The following is a 16,736-nucleotide window of genomic DNA, read 5'->3' on the forward strand; positions in this document are numbered from 1 at the left end:
CGCATCCGACAATAACAACTTTGCCTGATGCGACGCTGCCACGTCTTATCAGGCCTACAAGTTCAGTGCTGTGGGTCGGTCGGATAAGGCGTTCACGCCGCATCCGACAATAACAACTTTGCCTGATGCAATTACTCTTCGCCGTTAAACCCGGCGCGATTCAACAGGAACTGTGCCAGCAACGCCACCGGACGACCGGTTGCGCCTTTTGCTTTACCAGAACGCCAGGCTGTTCCTGCAATATCCAGGTGCGCCCAGTTGTACTTGCGGGTAAAGCGCGACAGGAAGCAACCTGCGGTAATTGCCCCGCCAGGACGACCGCCAATGTTCGCCATATCGGCAAAATTGGACTCCAGTTGTTCCTGGTACTCGTCACCTAGCGGTAAACGCCATGCGCGGTCACCGGATTGTTCAGATGCAGCAATCAGCTCATGGGCCAGCGGGTTATGGTTCGCCATCAGACCGGTAATGTGATGACCCAGCGCGATAACGCAAGCACCGGTCAGCGTCGCCACGTCAATCACCGCTTCCGGCTCAAAACGCTCAACGTAAGTTAACACGTCGCACAGTACCAGGCGGCCTTCGGCGTCGGTATTCAGCACTTCTACGGTTTGACCGGACATGGTGGTTAACACATCGCCCGGACGATAGGCACGCCCGCCAGGCATGTTTTCGCAGCCTGCCAGCACGCCGATAACGTTAATCGGCAGTTGCAGTTCCGCGACCATCCTCATCACGCCATAAACCGCCGCCGCACCGCACATATCGTACTTCATCTCATCCATGCCTTCTGAAGGCTTGATGGAGATACCGCCGGAGTCGAAGGTTAAACCTTTACCGACCAGCACGATAGGGCGTGCATCTTCCGACGCGTTGCCTTTGTACTCAATCACCGACATCAGCGATTCGTTTTGCGAACCCTGACCGACTGCCAGATAGGAATGCATCCCCAGCTCTTTCATCTGCTGTTCGCCGATAACGCGGGTAATAACATTCTTGCTGTAGCTGTCAGCCAGCTGGCGCGCCTGAGAGGCGAGGTAAGCGGCGTTACAGATATTCGGCGGCATATTGCCGAGATCTTTCGCAGCTTTAATCCCGGCGGCAATCGCCAGACCGTGCTGGATCGCGCGCTCCCCGCTGGTCAGTTCACGGCGGGTCGGCACGTTGAACACCATTTTACGCAGCGGACGACGCGGTTCGCTCTTGTTCGTTTTCAGCTGATCAAAACTGTAGAGTGTCTCTTTTGCCGTCTCGACAGCCTGGCGCACTTTCCAGTAGTTGTTACGGCCTTTAACGTGCAGTTCAGTCAGGAAGCAGACCGCTTCCATCGAGCCAGTATCATTCAGCGTATTAATGGTTTTCTGAATCACCTGCTTGTACTGGCGCTCATCCAGCTCACGTTCTTTACCGCAACCAATAAGGAGAATGCGCTCAGAAAGCACGTTCGGCACATGGTGCAGCAACAGCGTCTGCCCCGGTTTTCCTTCCAGTTCGCCTCGGCGCAGCAGGGCACTGATATACCCATCGCTGATTTTATCGAGCTGTTCTGCAATCGGAGAAAGGCGACGTGGTTCGAAGACGCCCACGACGATGCAGGCACTCCGCTGTTTCTCCGGGCTACCGCTTTTTACACTAAACTCCATGCACTACGCTCCTGAATCTTAAAGACAACGGCGGTGGCTACAGATAGAATTGCAAGCTTTCGTAACTCATGTCCGCTGTTGCGATGACTTCGTGTTAATCTTAACGTTATTACGGCATTGGCACGTCAGAACAAAATCTGAGAGGTGAATCCGTTGAGTATAATTATCTTAGCGACGATTTCGACGACTCAAGAGAATAAATGACGTTTAAGCCATGAAACAAGCTAAAATCCTGCAAAAGACGAGTTTTTACGGGCGTATTTAAAGTGATAATCATAAGATATCTGGTGCGGGAGACGCTCAAAAGCCAGCTGGCGATACTCTTCATCTTGCTTTTGATCTTCTTCTGTCAAAAGTTAGTGAGGATCCTCGGCGCAGCGGTTGACGGCGATATTCCGGCGAATCTGGTGCTCTCCCTGTTGGGGCTGGGCGTGCCGGAAATGGCGCAGCTTATCCTGCCATTAAGCCTGTTCCTCGGGCTGCTGATGACGCTGGGCAAACTGTATACCGAAAGTGAAATTACGGTAATGCATGCCTGCGGCCTGAGCAAAGCGGTGCTGGTGAAAGCGGCGATGGTTCTCGCGGTGTTCACGGCGATTGTCGCGGCGGTTAACGTTATGTGGGCGGGGCCGTGGTCATCGCGCCATCAGGATGAAGTGCTGGCAGAAGCGAAAGCTAACCCAGGCATGGCGGCGCTGGCGCAAGGGCAATTCCAGCAAGCGACTAATGGCAGCTCAGTGCTGTTCATCGAAAGCGTTGACGGCAGCGATTTCAAAGATGTGTTCCTCGCGCAAATTCGACCAAAAGGTAACGCGCGTCCTTCCGTGGTGGTGGCCGATTCCGGACATTTAACGCAACTTCGCGACGGATCCCAGGTCGTCAGCCTCAACCAGGGAACGCGCTTCGAAGGCACCGCACTGTTACGTGATTTCCGCATTACGGACTTCCAGGATTATCAGGCGATCATTGGTCACCAGGCGGTGGCGCTCGACCCGAACGATACCGACCAGATGGATATGCGCACATTGTGGAACACCGACACCGATCGTGCCCGCGCAGAACTGAACTGGCGTATCACGCTGGTATTCACTGTATTTATGATGGCGCTTATGGTCGTACCTCTGAGTGTGGTTAACCCGCGTCAGGGACGTGTCCTGTCGATGCTGCCAGCCATGCTGCTATATCTGCTTTTCTTCCTGATCCAGACCTCCCTTAAATCTAACGGCGGTAAAGGTAAGCTGGACCCGACGCTGTGGATGTGGACCGTTAACCTGATTTATCTGGCTTTGGCGATTGTTCTCAACCTTTGGGACACAGTGCCGGTCCGCCGCCTGCGCGCCAGTTTTTCGCGTAAAGGAGCGGTGTGATGCAACCTTTTGGTGTTCTTGACCGCTATATCGGTAAAACCATTTTCACCACCATCATGATGACGCTGTTCATGCTGGTGTCGCTTTCCGGCATTATCAAGTTTGTCGATCAGCTGAAAAAAGCCGGGCAGGGGAGTTACGACGCGGTAGGCGCGGGAATGTATACCCTGTTGAGCGTGCCGAAAGATGTGCAAATCTTCTTCCCGATGGCGGCCCTGCTGGGCGCGTTGCTCGGGCTAGGGATGCTGGCGCAGCGCAGCGAACTGGTGGTGATGCAGGCTTCTGGTTTTACCCGCATGCAAGTCGCGTTGTCAGTAATGAAAACCGCCATTCCACTGGTTTTGCTGACGATGGCGATTGGCGAATGGGTCGCGCCGCAGGGCGAACAGATGGCGCGTAATTACCGCGCGCAGGCGATGTACGGTGGTTCGTTGCTCTCTACTCAGCAAGGTTTATGGGCTAAAGATGGTGACAACTTTGTCTATATTGAGCGAGTAAAAGGTGATGAAGAGTTAGGTGGTATCAGTATTTATGCCTTTAACGAGAATCGTCGTCTGCAATCCGTTCGCTATGCCGCTTCCGCGAAGTTTGACCCTGAACATAAAGTCTGGCGTCTGTCGCAGGTTGATGAATCTGACCTGACCAATCCAAAACAGATAACCGGTTCGCAGACGGTGAGCGGCACCTGGAAAACCAACCTCACGCCGGACAAACTGGGCGTGGTAGCGCTGGATCCGGATGCGCTCTCCATCAGTGGTTTGCACAACTACGTGAAGTATCTAAAGTCGAGCGGTCAGGACGCCGGGCGCTACCAGCTTAATATGTGGAGCAAAATCTTCCAGCCGCTATCCGTGGCGGTAATGATGCTGATGGCGCTGTCGTTCATCTTTGGCCCACTGCGTAGCGTACCGATGGGCGTTCGCGTGGTCACCGGTATTAGCTTCGGTTTTGTGTTCTACGTACTGGACCAGATCTTCGGCCCGCTGACGTTGGTTTACGGCATCCCGCCGATTATCGGCGCACTGTTGCCAAGCGCCAGCTTCTTCTTAATCAGTCTGTGGCTGTTAATGAGAAAATCGTAACTTGATGAATGAATAAAGGGAGCTAAAGCTCCCTTTATTATTGTTAGCAAAGTGGCGTAGGCCTGATAAGTGTAGTGCATCAGGCAAAGGCAAGCTGGTGTGAGAGAACACAAACAGCGCCTGACTTACCTTTTTCTCCCCCCAAGCAAACTCCCCAGCACACCGCGTACAATCTGATTCGTCACCTGGCGGGCGGCGCTTTTCGCCATTGTTTGCACCACGCCATCTTTCTTCCCGCCGCGTGGTCCGGTAGTGCCAAACAAAATATCCTTCAACCCACCCAGAATACCGTCATCTTCACTTATCTCTTTCCCTTTGGCCGGAGGGGTATTTTGCTGCTCGGTACTTGCCTGTACGCCTTTTTGCAACATCTCATAGGCGGATTCCCGGTCCACGTCATCTTCATACTTGCCGTACACCGGGGAGTGATTAATCAAGCCATTACGCTCATCTTCTGTCACCGGCCCCATCCGTGAACAAGGCGCGATCACCATCGCACGCTCTACCACAGAAGGGCTTCCTTTCGCATCCAGAAAAGAGATCAACGCTTCGCCAGTTCCTAGTTCCTGAATCGCCTTTTCCGTATCAAATGCAGGATTAGGTCGCATGGTTTGCGCTGCCGTCTTCACCGCTTTCTGGTCTTTCGGTGTAAAGGCGCGCAGAGCGTGCTGAACGCGATTACCCAACTGCCCAAGCACGTTGTCCGGAATATCAGAAGGGTTTTGCGAAACAAACCAGACGCCCACGCCTTTTGAACGGATAAGCCTTATTACCTGTTCAATCTTATCCAGCAGCACCTGCGGCGCATCGTTAAACAACAGATGCGCTTCGTCGAAGAAAAACACCAGTTTCGGTTTTTCCAAATCGCCCGCTTCCGGTAATTGTTCATACAACTCTGAAAGCATCCACAACAGGCTGGCGGCGTACAGTTTTGGCATCTGGTAGAGTTTTTCGGCGCTAAGGATATTGATAACACCCTTCCCGTTGGCATCGGTACGCATCCAGTCTTTGATATCCAGCATCGGCTCGCCAAAGAAATGCGTCGCCCCTTGCTGTTCCAGCGTCAGTAATCCGCGCTGGATGGCACCAACCGATGCGCTACTGATATTACCGTACTGATTCTGGAATGATTTGGCGTTATCACCGATGTATTGGGTAATCGCCCGCAAATCTTTAAAGTCGAGAAGCAACAATCCCTGATCGTCAGCAATACGGAAAATGATATTCAGGACGCCAGATTGCACATCGTTGAGATTCAACAAACGCGCCAGCAACAACGGCCCGAGATCCGATACCGTTGCCCGCACTGGATGACCTTTCTCACCAAAAATATCCCATACCACCACTGGATTCGCATGTGGTTGCCAGTCGTTGACGCCGATATTTTTCAACCGAGCGAGCAGTTTTTCCGAGGTGGTACCTTCAGCCGCAACCCCGGTCAAATCACCTTTTACATCGGCCATAAACACCGGAACGCCGATTTCTGACAGAGATTCCGCCAGTTTTTGCAGCGTGACAGTTTTACCTGTCCCCGTTGCGCCAGTAATCAGTCCGTGACGGTTAGCCATAGCGGGTAATAAAAACAGTTCTGTGTCCGGCGTGCGGGCAATTAAACGTGGTTCGCTCATGAGATTTCCTCCAGTTCCCTGTCTGGAGTATAGGCACGGTTAAAAAGTTTTCACCACTAAATTCAGCCGATTGCGAGATATCTTAAAGGCCTGGCAGAAGCGACCCAACAAAGTCTCCGCAATTCATAATTGTAGGCACCGCACCTTGCCAGAAGTTGGTCTGATTATCGCGAATACAGGCGCCGCAGTGACTACTGCTACGTGGCGCTACCCTGGGCAACCACGCGGCGAATCACCTTATGTTCGGCAAGTAGCGGATATTGCGAAAATCCCTATTCGTTATTGATTATCGACATGCTTTTGTCGTCCTCTGGTGTTGCCCGGGAAGTGTAGAGAATGGCTGAGCGGGGCCCGGAGTGTGACAAAGGTTACATATCGCTGAGTGTAATGCTGAAAATTTCAGCACTTAGCGAGGCAGGCACAAGCTGGCGCTTGCATGGTGGCGCGTGACAGGTATAATCCACAACGTTTTCCGCATACCTCTTCAGTGCCGAAGTGGCGAAATCGGTAGACGCAGTTGATTCAAAATCAACCGTAGAAATACGTGCCGGTTCGAGTCCGGCCTTCGGCACCAAAAGTATGTAAATAGACCTCAACTGAGGTCTTTTTTTATACCTGAAATTCACGCCACACAAATCTTTTCCGCTGTTTTTTTCCAACTAACGTCAACCTGGTTCAATCCATATTAAATCCCTTAAGAATACCGAACCAAGTATGTTTGCGCTTATCTATTAAGGATTCGGCTCTTTCAGAAAATCTAATCCATCCTCCAGGCACAATATTTATTGCGATCGTGCTCGCATCGTGGACAATGTTTAATCATAAGTAATATTTACATCAATGAAATCAATGATTTCTATTATGTCACGGAATGGAAAATGGACAGCAATACATTGGGATTCACTTCATACTGGCGCAACTCCTTAGCTGACGCCGAATCTGGTAAAGGAACGTTTTCACGTAAAGATATAGATTCATTCATTCGATGGATAAATATCACTGCAGGGCAGTTGGATGACGAGACTATTCGGGCATTTTTTGACGGTGAAGGGGAGTCGGTAAAAACCGTTGAAGTCGTGTTACGGCCCCAGGTGTGGAACCGCATAGTAAAGCATGGCAAAGAGCAAATGGCAGGTGCCCCCGCAATTATCACGCCACTGGTTACCTCCGCTCTTCTGAATAGGGAAGGTTTTTTGTTTCCTGCTGCTTCAGCCACTATTCCCCGCGATCTGCTTGAACCTCTCCCTTCCGGTCATTTTTCTATTGGTGAGTTGGCGCAATATGACAAATACAAAACCACGCATAGCACAGCCACCATTAATGAAGATGAACCAGAACATTACGAAGAAACTGACGAAGAGAAAGCGGAACGCCATGCCAGGTATCGTCAGCATTGGCAAAATTATCTTCAACAGTCAGATAACCTTTTAAGCAACGTCGCTGGAAATTGGGTCGCTACATCTGAGCCATACGAACGGGCTGGATACGGTTATATTGTTAAAGCTAGCCAGCATGTAGGGGCCAGCGTTCATATCCTGCCTATGTATGACCATCTTCTGATGAGTCAGGTTAAGGTTCCGCTATTAACGCGTTTTGCCTCAAACGAAATGGCTCCAGTGGAGCCACTTCTCGCTAAGAATGCGATGTTCTGCGAACGTCTGGGGCATTCCGGCGATAAGTTTCCGCTGGCAGTGGCGCAGCGCGATGCCCTGAGCCATTATCTGACTCAACAGCAGGGTGATATGCTCGCTGTCAACGGTCCTCCGGGAACGGGTAAAACTACGCTGGTGCTTTCTATTATTGCCACCGAATGGACAAGAGCCGCACTTAATCAAACTGAACCTCCTGTAATTATTGCCACATCGACTAACAATCAGGCCGTCACCAATATTATTGAAGCCTTTGGAAAAGATTTCTCTACTGGTTTTGGCGTAATGTCTGGGCGTTGGTTGCCGGAGGTAATAAGCTATGGCGCTTATTTTCCGTCTAAAAGCCGTCAGGTTGAGGCAGCGAAGAAATACCAGACTGAAGATTTTTTTAACCGCGTTGAATCCCAGGAATATCTGGAAAAAGCCCGGGCCTTTTACCTTGAAAAAGCGGAGGCGGCGTTTGGAGCTGGAGAGTGCAATTCGCCAGAGCATGTAGTGACGCTTTTGCATGAACGTTTAACTTCACAGTTTATGCAACTTCAGCAAATCGAACCCGCATGGCGCAGACTCAATGATATCCGCCATGAACAGCGAGTCATCAGTGAGAATCTCGACCAGTATCTTCAGGACAAAAACACACTTCTTCTCAATATTGGTAATGAAATTTCACTTTTGGCCAGAGGTAAAAAGCAGTGGCAGCAATACCGTGCCGATGAGTCGCTTATGTATGCATTTTTGTCATGGCTCCCTGCTGTTCGTGCTAAACGCCATTACCAGATTAACCTCTTCCTGGACTCTACGTTCGGCACAAGAATGACAGCGTTCCAGGGAAATTGTCCCGAAGATATTGATAAATTTATCGATAGTTTGATCGCTAAAGCACAACAAGAGCAGGCGGTGTGCCAACAGAATATCAACTTTGCGCAGGACATAGCCCGAAGCGAAATGGAAGCAGCAAAACAATGGCGCGGGTTGACTTATGCTCTGGGCTACAGGGGAGACGATGAGCTGAACCTCGCCGGAGCGGACGAGCTTGCCGATACTCAGATTCGTTTTCCAGCGTTCTTGTTAGCGACTCATTATTGGGAAGGTCGCTGGCTGATGGATATGGCGGCAATCGATAACCTGCAAAAAGAAAAAGGAATTACCGGGACAACTATCGCCGAGGCTCGTTGGCTAAGAAGAATGAAACTTACTCCTTGTGTGGTAATGACCTGCTACATGTTGCCTTACCATATGAACAGGAGAAAATCTTTTGGTGGGGACAGAACATCGGATAATAATTATTTATATAACTTTGCCGATTTACTGATTGTCGATGAAGCAGGGCAGGTACTCCCGGAGGTTGCTGCGGCCTCTTTTGCATTGGCGAAGAAAGCACTGGTGATTGGCGATACGGAGCAAATAGCTCCAATCTGGAATTGTCTACCCGTTACTGATATGGGCAATATGCTTGAGGAGAATATTCTTTCTGGTGGCACTCAGGAAGAGTTAATAAATACATATTCCCATGTGTGTGGGTCTGGAAAAAGTGCAGCATCTGGCAGCGTAATGCAGGTTGCCCAGTTCAACTCCCGCTACCAGTATGATCCCAAGTTCGAGCGCGGAATGTATCTGTATGAGCATCGTCGCTGTTTCAATAACATCATCGGCTACTGTAACTCACTTTGCTATAACGGTAAGTTGCAGCCTACAAGAGGGATGGAAAAAGGGACGATTTTTCCCGCAATGGGATATCTGCATATTGATGGCCGAGGCATGAAGCCAAATGGGGGGAGCCGTTATAACCCTCTTGAAGCTGAAACAATAGCAGCATGGCTGGCGACACATAAGGATGATATAGAGCGCCATTACGGGGAACCTCTGTACAAAGTTGTTGGTGTTGTGACGCCATTTTCGGCGCAGGTTAATGCCATCAAAACGTCATTGCGTAAGCTGGAGATTAATGACAAAGACGAAGAGGGCTCACTAACAGTGGGGACTGTGCACTCCTTGCAGGGTGCAGAAAGGGCGATTGTTCTCTTTTCCCCAGTCTACTCAAAACATGAAGATGGCAGGTTTCTTGATAGCAACAGCAGTATCCTCAATGTTGCTGTCTCACGCGCTAAGGATAGTTTTCTGGTCTTTGGCGATATGGACCTTATTGAGATGCAGCCCGCATCTTCGCCGCGAGGGTTATTGGCAAAATTTCTGTTTGCTTCAGATAATAATGCGTTGCAATTTGAGTTTCAGAAACGACAGGATTTAATTTCCGCACAGACACAAATTTCAACGTTGCATGGTGTGGAGCAGCATGATGAATTCTTGAATAATGCTCTGGCCGCAGCTCAACAGAAGATCACGATTATTTCCCCCTGGTTATCCTGGCAAAAAGTGGAGCAAACGGGGTTTCTGACGTCAATGGCTCTGGCCCGCTCCCGAGGTATTGATATTACCGTGGTAACGGATAAAAACTGCAATATTGCGCATATCGATGATGATAAGCGCCAGGAGAAACTGCATCTTCTAAATGGTGCAGTCGAAAAGCTCAATAATATGGGCATTGCTACAAAATTGGTGAATCGCGTTCACAGCAAAATTGTGATTAGAGATGAGGAGTTGCTGTGCGTTGGATCTTTTAACTGGTTCAGTGCTGCGCGAGAAGATAAATATCAACGATACGATACGTCTTTGGTGTACCGTGGCGAAGGCGTAAAAAATGAAATAAAGGCGATATATAGCAGTCTGGATCAACGTCAGCTATAAGTGTGATGAACAGTTCACAACAAAGGCGTGGTAAAGGATATATTTTAACAATGTGAAAGCGACTTTCAGATTTATTGCGAGTCGCCTTCCTGATTTTCACTCTTATTGTTTACTAATCATTCTCCTTTGCGTAATGCGCCTGGCATTAACGGCAGGGGCTATTAGGAATGAAAGCGAATGCAAGTAATAACGGAAATCTAAACCGATCATAACGGTCTAATTTCTTCGCCCCGTATTAAGCATATCATGGCTGTTCATGATGCCGAATTGAATCAGATAGAGACGTTAAATCAGCAAAATAAGTATTACCTCACCCCCTAAAAACCTCTTTCCGATGCCACTCCACAAACCCCTCATAAGGGTAATTTTTACGTACCTGCGGCAACGCAATAGTTTTCCCGTCAAAATCCCAGAATAGTTTCTCAACGATCCCTCCGCCATTTACCGCATCCGATACCAGCACTCGCATATTTTCATCCAGGCCAATCGATCCTTTATCAAAGGCTTTATGGTGAATAGCGCAAAGCGCCAGGCCATTAGGGATTTCACAAGGGCCGCCGTGCTGTTTCCATTTTATATGCGCTGCTTCCAGCGCGACGGTGGTGTCATCGTGGCGCATATTAAAGCCACATATCGCGCACTGGTAGTTATAAGCGCGCAATACAAGTTTGCGAAATAACGGGTCGCGCTGTTTACGGATTTGCTGGAGATCAAAACCCAGCTCGTCAGCGATTTCTTCCTGAATACTCTCGGTGAAGTGCGCTTCGAGTATCTGTTGCGCCAGAGTGTTGATGAGTTTTTTATTGCCGGTTACCAGGGCGTAGTGCTGTTCATCGAAACCGCCTGCAACGTGGTATTCAGTCAGTTCCTTCACTGGCGGTTGTCGGCTGCTCCCTGCTGTTGAGCAAAGCCCGGCATTGTGTAATTGCCAGAATCCGTCGCCTTGTAATCGCCAGAACGGCATATCAGGTCGGTACTGTGAACGCTGTGGCCCAAAACGTTCCAGTAAACTGTGCAGAGGTTCGTAGATTTCCGAGCCATAATCGAAAAGGCGCGGATGTCCATTCAGGTATCCCGCTAATACGTATAGCAGTAACAATGGCTTATGAGGCGCGCGCTGTTCACCCTTGTGCCAGATTTTTATGTTGGCAATTGCCTGCTGTAGCGATTTACTGGAAGCCATTGATATCCCTGGCAGTGAAATAATTGCGATCATGCTCGCAAATTTTCTGCTGTTCAAGCCTGCAAGCGAAGATATATTACCTTGATCTCATTTGTTTTTTTGCTGCCTGTTTGCCCTAATTGCCATGCGATGCTGCACTGACGCAAACCACCATTTACACCGGAGGAGTTAAAAGCGTTGATGGATGCAAATAAATCAAATTAATGAACGCTCACCTTTCACGCCAAAACCGCAAATAGCGTCAACAAATTTGTCTACAATCATCCCCCGACTGAAATGACGGCTTCGTAGCGCCGTCGTCTTGTTCTCAGGCATTCGGTACGCTGAACCGTTATATCCCTTGCTCAAATTATTTGGATTTTCATCAGGCGCGTTTGTCAGTTCTCTTTTAAAGTGATATGGCGGGCGCAGGATGTATCTGCGCAAACCGCGCCAGTTATTTTATTCCGGGATGAACAACATCTTTATTTTCAGGCAATGGAAACCCAGAAAAGTTAGTTTTGCACAGTAACTTTATTATCTCTCACTGAGAGCAACACTGAATCCGCAACAGCTTTACCACCCGCAATTTCACCGCCAATAATCAATAGACTATTATTCCAGGGCAATGATACTCCGTAGGCCCGACCTTGCGTCAGTTCGCCAGATTTCTCCCATTTCCCGTTATGCCACAGATAAATATCAGCACTATACGATTTATTCAGGCCTTCATGCGCATAGTTCTTACCGTTCTGGTAATTTTCGCGCGAGCCTTTAAATCCGGCCCCTCCGGCAAATATCAGAGAAGCATTGCTTATCCCCGCAAAACCGCCAGCGACGCCATCTGGTGATGAGACGGGAGGAAGCTTATTCCATTTTATGTTATTGCCGGTGAAATCAAGTTCAAATACGGCATCCGTTCGCAGTCCAGGCTTTACTTCACCATTAATAAGCCAGGTTTTATCACCTTTATTCACAACCGTCGCACCAGCCGTACCGTGCCAGGGCGATTCGCCAGCGTAACTCCATTGCTGTGTAAAGGGATCAAAAGACAAAAGAAACTTATTGAAGAAATAATCTTCTGCTTTTTTATCGAAATAGCGGGCGTTGATTTTATCTATAGTTTTTGAATCTTTTCCGGCCTCGTTGAGATCTTCAAAATAGCCATTGAAGATATTTTGGTTAACACCGCCAGTAACATAAGCCTTGCCGTTGTGTACAAAAGTCACATGGCCCGCCATGCCCATTGGCGCGTGTGACATCAATTTAATCCAGGTATTAGTTGCTGGGCTATATTTGTACACATCGCTGAACACCCTGGTTAAACCTTGTTGGTTTTTGCCAATACCGCCAAATACATACAAATCACCATCAATAAATGCGGACGTTGCTTGATCTCTCGCGCCGCCGGGGAATTCAGCCAGAGCTGTCCATTTTTTATCTTTGGCCTGTGTGTCCAGCTTATACCATGCTGTTCCTGCACTACCTAAACCGATGTAGACAGTGTTGTTATCAATTGCACCAGTACCACTTTTAAATGGTACTGGAATTTCCGGTAATACAGACGCGTTCGCGGCAAATGATGCCATCATGATAGCAAGCGCCGTTATTGTTTTATTCATTGTGACTGTCTCCTGCCTACCAAGATTTAATCTTCACCCATATGAGGGAAGTTTTAAGTATGAAGCTAACCATAGCATAAACCTTTATACCTATTACACCATAAAAACCAGACAAGTTATGCCATAAACTACTTTTGTAATTTGAGTCACAAATCAGGAAAATTTTATTTATCCTCCGCGAAAGCCCTAACTTTCACGGAGTGTTAGAATTTACAAAGTTGCTGGCGTAAAGGCTCCGGTTTGTATTTCTTTAACCAGCTCACCCACGGTATATATTCTCCATCCTTCGACTTCGGCGGGAGTAAGGTTAACTGCAATTTTAAGGCCTGGCCATGCTGCTTCTACGGTTGCAATAATTTCATGTTCTGAGTTTTGAAGATCTAACCCAGGAACAGGAGGTTGAAAGCCTTTATGTTGCATCATATTAATATCACCATGCACTGACGGATCAGTCAGGTCATATATTTCATTCCAGGATTCTGCTTTTAATAACCCTTGTTGGGAACGTAAACGTTGAATGATAGCCATCTCAGCTTGGGTAACGAATATACCTTCGTGGAGGGGCTGTTTACGATGGCAATCCTTACACAGGACAAGCAGATTTTCATGGCGATTATCATATTTGATGCCATTTTTATGATGGACATGGCACAAGTTTTTGGCGGTTGATAAATTCACGCCACAATCAATACAGGTATACTTGGCTTTTTCTCGTATTGATTTAGATATATCTTTCCAGTTTTCGACATACCCACTATTTGTTTTGTCATAGATACCCTTAGGCATATGACGAAAACAGGTACTATAATCTGAAAAAAACTCATTTAATGAGAATGATTTAAAAATCTCTCTTTTTCGTTGTTTATCAATACTTCCTTTATAATTAAGTCGTTCGAGGCAATTCATACATACCCGTAAATCAACATCCTGGCTCCGACCTGAGCCATCATCAATTTCGAATAAACCATCTATGCGGTTAGTTGCATGATACCTTTCAAATCGATTTTTATGCCGCATTTCATCAAGAGTTCTGCACCAGGCAATATGAAAACGTTTTCCTTTTTCGCCATCGATGATAGCCGCATCATAACGCCCTGAATGGTCTCGAATATATAAAAGAACCTGGCGGCCATGATAAGAGATAAGCCCGCTACTAGGGTCAAGATCTTCGATACTAACTTCTTTACCCGTGGATAACTCAATATCTATAGGATCAAAGTCAATAGGGGATTCATCCAGAAAAAAATCGACTCCTTCTGGTAACATTTTCTTCCCTAATTGAATAAGTTCTGAAATGTCGATAGATAATTTCATCTCTTACTCCTGAATAATCTTTCTAATCTGCAACTCGGCATTTGTCACAACTTTGAAGGTGACACGACGAGAGCGATTAGGATCCTCCTTGCCGCTCTTATCAAGAATTGGATGTGCAGATGAATAACCTACTGCGGCAAATTTATTTTTAACCCATTGTTGGTGTGTCGCAATATTTTTTATATCATAAACGTATTGTAGTACTGCACGTGTACGACCTTGTGATAGTGCCATATTATTAAAATAAGCAATATCAGGATTCGTTGTTCCTGTCCAGTCAGTACTTGTGTGACCTTCAATGCGGACTTCAGTAATATGTTCCTGATAATTATCAAGAACTTTTAGGTAGCGAGGAAAGAAGTCGTCAAGAATGAGTTTAAACTTTGGTTTAAGCTCTGTGCTTCCTAAGCCAAATAAAACATCCGGTGATTTAAATCGAACCTCCAGAGTCTGTTTATCGATCTCTGCATCCCAGTCTTGTAAATCCTTTGCAAACTCAATATCCAGAGCATTATAAAGCTGTAACTGAGCATTCTCGTAGGCTACGGCAACTTCTTTAATTTTTTCTTTTTCAATACGTACGTAGTGCATATACGCAATAGATATGAACATGAAAACCATCATCAGCCCTGCCATTAAGTCTGACATGGATACCCAGTGTTCATTATCTTGATCTTTTTTAGGTAATTGTTTCCCTATAATCTTATCCATGATCGATTACCCGCGATGTTTATTAGCAGAAATTAATGCTTGTAACTGCCCCATAACTATTTGGTAATCTTTAATAAGTTTTTCATAGTTACCGACAAAACCTTTGCTGATTGAAAGCAGAGCATTACCTAATGATTGCATTTCACGGTTCATTTCACGTTCAGTTGCTTGCTCAAAAGCATGTAACTGCTCGTTGATGGATAGAGCAAATTTTTCAATTGATTCTCTGACTTGAGAAGTCAGCCCTGCACTTGCCTTATCAAATGATGTCTGGATTGAATCAAACATATTATCGGCATTACTGGATAGTTGATGGTTAATCTTTTCACCAGTCTTACTGAACATATCAATCACATTAGTCGTATTTTGTTCCATATTTCTATGCAATTCTTTCGAGTGCGACTCTAGTGATTTCAGGAATTCTTCACCACTTTGTTTCATTTCAGTAATTGTTTCACCTAACGTGCTGGTTAGGGTTTCGGAGGAATTGCTGACATCATGTGCCATCGAAGCAAATGCTTGTTGTGTTTGGGTAACCGATTGTCTGAATCCTTCGGTACCTTCATCCAGGGCCACGCGCATTGAATCTGCATTAAGAAGTATTTGCTGGCTGGTTTGCTCAAGAGATGCACTAACATTTGCAGCTCCGGATTTCAGCAGTTCACCCACTTCAGCCATTTTGTTTTGTATTTCAGGTAATACGGTTGTAGCTTTATCGCGGATGGCGACAAAGGTTTCTAAATGGCGGGAGAGTTCGCTGATTTGATGTTGGTTCACCTGAAGCACTTCACGCAGTTCAGACATAGCCAGTGGAATTTCTTTACATTCTTCCCAAATCCCGGCAACCGCAGTTTTTGTTTCAACCAGGGACTCGACACTTTGTTGATATTGTTCTGACATCTGCTCAACTTGCGTTTTATAATTTTCCTGCCACTCAACAAGTTTTTTTACAGAGGCATCAAGTGCTTTAAAGTTTTCACCAAACTGTTCAGTTAAATTTTCATTAAAATCAATAATGACTTGCCGCAAAGCATCAATAATTTGTTCTGTAGCACCTTTTGCCATCAGCTCTGCAAATTGTTCAAGTTGTTCCCAAAGCTTATTACTGAAATGAGTATGATTAGCTAATTGTACTTGCGAGGAATCGCTAATCTCAGTACGTAGTAATTTTATTTGAGCAATAAGAGAACCTTCACTATCACCGTTAATACCCGAGACTAATTTAGTCAGAGTCTGGTTCTGCTCTTTTAATTCATGATAGATATGTTCAGGTGTAACAGATTCAGGGTTATTTTCTGCTAACGCGCTTCGTTTATTGGCAAAAAAGAAAGCATCCATTCCATTAAATAAAATGGCAAAAAACATACCTACAATGCTTGTAATGAATGCTGTTTTTAGGCCACCTAATAATACGGGGATGCTGGTATCAATACTTTCGGTATTAAAATTGAGTAACCCAATAATAATACCAATGAAAGTACCCAGAATACCTAATGCCCCCATTAAGGTTGGAGCATATTCTCTAAACTTACTATGTATATTTTTTTTGTCACACCACCACGCTGATAAAAATACGCATATAACAGCCCAGATAAAAATATTGGTGATCAGTGTAGAGTCTATCGATTGAAACAACTGCTCAAAAAGCTGCGCTAACATTTTGATACCTGTGTAAATAATGGATAGTGTAATTGTTTAAAAAACAAACAAAACACGCATAATTTATATGGTTAAGTCCGGTGTAGTGCTCATGATTGTAACAAGTTTTTTCGAGATATAAATGATTTGTCTCATTTTTAGCGAGTTCATCGGG

At 46.6% G+C, this 16,736-nt stretch carries 11 protein-coding genes, 1 tRNA gene and 3 pseudogenes; 6 read left to right on the top strand and 9 right to left on the bottom strand.

The window, feature by feature from the left end:
- Nucleotides 1–131: 131 nt before the first annotated feature.
- Entirely contained in the window at nt 132–1,643 is a 1,512-nt protein-coding gene (gene pepA / locus D9738_RS03320; RefSeq protein WP_000397144.1) for a leucyl aminopeptidase, read from the bottom strand.
- A 153-nt stretch (nt 1,644–1,796) separates the two neighbouring features.
- On the opposite strand from pepA, the gene ytgA reads away from it, so the two are divergent.
- The 3 genes from ytgA to lptG all read left to right on the top strand — a co-directional run bounded on the left by ytgA (nt 1,797) and on the right by lptG (nt 4,092).
- Nucleotides 1,797–1,847, top strand: a complete 51-nt coding sequence (ytgA, locus tag D9738_RS24990) for a protein YtgA (RefSeq protein WP_211180521.1) — start codon at nt 1,797–1,799, stop codon at nt 1,845–1,847.
- Nucleotides 1,848–1,909: 62 nt separating this feature from the next.
- Nucleotides 1,910–3,010 carry an LPS export ABC transporter permease LptF gene (gene lptF, locus D9738_RS03325; protein ID WP_105290081.1) on the top strand — a complete coding sequence of 367 codons (1,101 nt, stop codon included), beginning with the start codon at nt 1,910–1,912 and terminating at the stop codon, nt 3,008–3,010.
- Nucleotides 3,010–4,092 carry an LPS export ABC transporter permease LptG gene (gene lptG / locus D9738_RS03330; RefSeq protein ID WP_105290080.1) on the top strand — a complete coding sequence of 361 codons (1,083 nt, stop codon included), beginning with the start codon at nt 3,010–3,012 and terminating at the stop codon, nt 4,090–4,092. Before lptF ends, lptG begins: the two co-directional genes overlap by 1 nt.
- A 125-nt stretch (nt 4,093–4,217) precedes the next feature.
- Here lptG and D9738_RS03335 read toward each other — a convergent pair whose 3' ends face one another.
- Nucleotides 4,218–5,720 carry a helicase HerA-like C-terminal domain-containing protein gene (locus D9738_RS03335; protein ID WP_130237501.1) on the bottom strand — a complete coding sequence of 501 codons (1,503 nt, stop codon included), beginning with the start codon at nt 5,718–5,720 and terminating at the stop codon, nt 4,218–4,220.
- Between the two features lie 109 nt (nt 5,721–5,829).
- A pseudogene (locus D9738_RS24995) lies at nt 5,830–6,016 on the bottom strand (alcohol dehydrogenase); the annotation flags it as partial.
- Between the two features lie 193 nt (nt 6,017–6,209).
- Here D9738_RS24995 and D9738_RS03345 point away from each other — a divergent pair.
- Nucleotides 6,210–6,294, top strand: a tRNA-Leu gene (locus tag D9738_RS03345).
- Between the two features lie 304 nt (nt 6,295–6,598).
- Nucleotides 6,599–10,114: a helicase YjhR gene (gene yjhR / locus D9738_RS03350; RefSeq protein ID WP_130259544.1), complete on the top strand. Its 3,516-nt coding sequence runs from the start codon at nt 6,599–6,601 to the stop codon at nt 10,112–10,114.
- Between the two features lie 310 nt (nt 10,115–10,424).
- Here the strand turns inward: yjhR and D9738_RS03355 are convergent, their stop codons facing one another.
- On the bottom strand, nt 10,425–11,297 hold the full coding sequence (locus D9738_RS03355; RefSeq protein ID WP_130259545.1) for a phosphorothioated DNA-binding restriction endonuclease: 873 nt from the start codon (nt 11,295–11,297) through the stop codon (nt 10,425–10,427).
- 99 nt (nt 11,298–11,396) lie between these two features.
- Between D9738_RS03355 and D9738_RS24890 the strand changes: the two are divergent.
- Nucleotides 11,397–11,501: pseudogene (locus D9738_RS24890) on the top strand (HNH endonuclease); the annotation flags it as partial.
- A 7-nt stretch (nt 11,502–11,508) separates the two neighbouring features.
- On the opposite strand, the pseudogene D9738_RS03365 reads toward D9738_RS24890, so the two are convergent.
- The 5 genes and pseudogenes from D9738_RS03365 to zorA2 form a co-directional block, all read right to left on the bottom strand.
- Nucleotides 11,509–11,687 (bottom strand): annotated as a pseudogene (locus D9738_RS03365) (sialate O-acetylesterase); the annotation flags it as partial.
- 104 nt (nt 11,688–11,791) lie between these two features.
- Nucleotides 11,792–12,898 carry an N-acetylneuraminate epimerase gene (locus D9738_RS03370; RefSeq protein WP_130259546.1) on the bottom strand — a complete coding sequence of 369 codons (1,107 nt, stop codon included), beginning with the start codon at nt 12,896–12,898 and terminating at the stop codon, nt 11,792–11,794.
- Between the two features lie 210 nt (nt 12,899–13,108).
- Entirely contained in the window at nt 13,109–14,212 is a 1,104-nt protein-coding gene (zorE, locus tag D9738_RS03375) for a type II Zorya anti-phage system protein ZorE (protein ID WP_130259547.1), read from the bottom strand.
- Between the two features lie 3 nt (nt 14,213–14,215).
- Nucleotides 14,216–14,923 (bottom strand): type II Zorya anti-phage system protein ZorB2, encoded by a 708-nt coding sequence (zorB2, locus tag D9738_RS03380; protein ID WP_130259548.1) that lies wholly within the window; start codon nt 14,921–14,923, stop codon nt 14,216–14,218.
- A 6-nt stretch (nt 14,924–14,929) separates the two neighbouring features.
- Entirely contained in the window at nt 14,930–16,582 is a 1,653-nt protein-coding gene (gene zorA2 / locus D9738_RS03385; protein ID WP_130259549.1) for a type II Zorya anti-phage system protein ZorA2, read from the bottom strand.
- Between the last annotated feature and the right edge of the window lie 154 nt (nt 16,583–16,736).

It is taken from the genome of Escherichia sp. E10V5, assembly GCF_004212315.1.
Classification (GTDB): domain Bacteria; phylum Pseudomonadota; class Gammaproteobacteria; order Enterobacterales; family Enterobacteriaceae; genus Escherichia.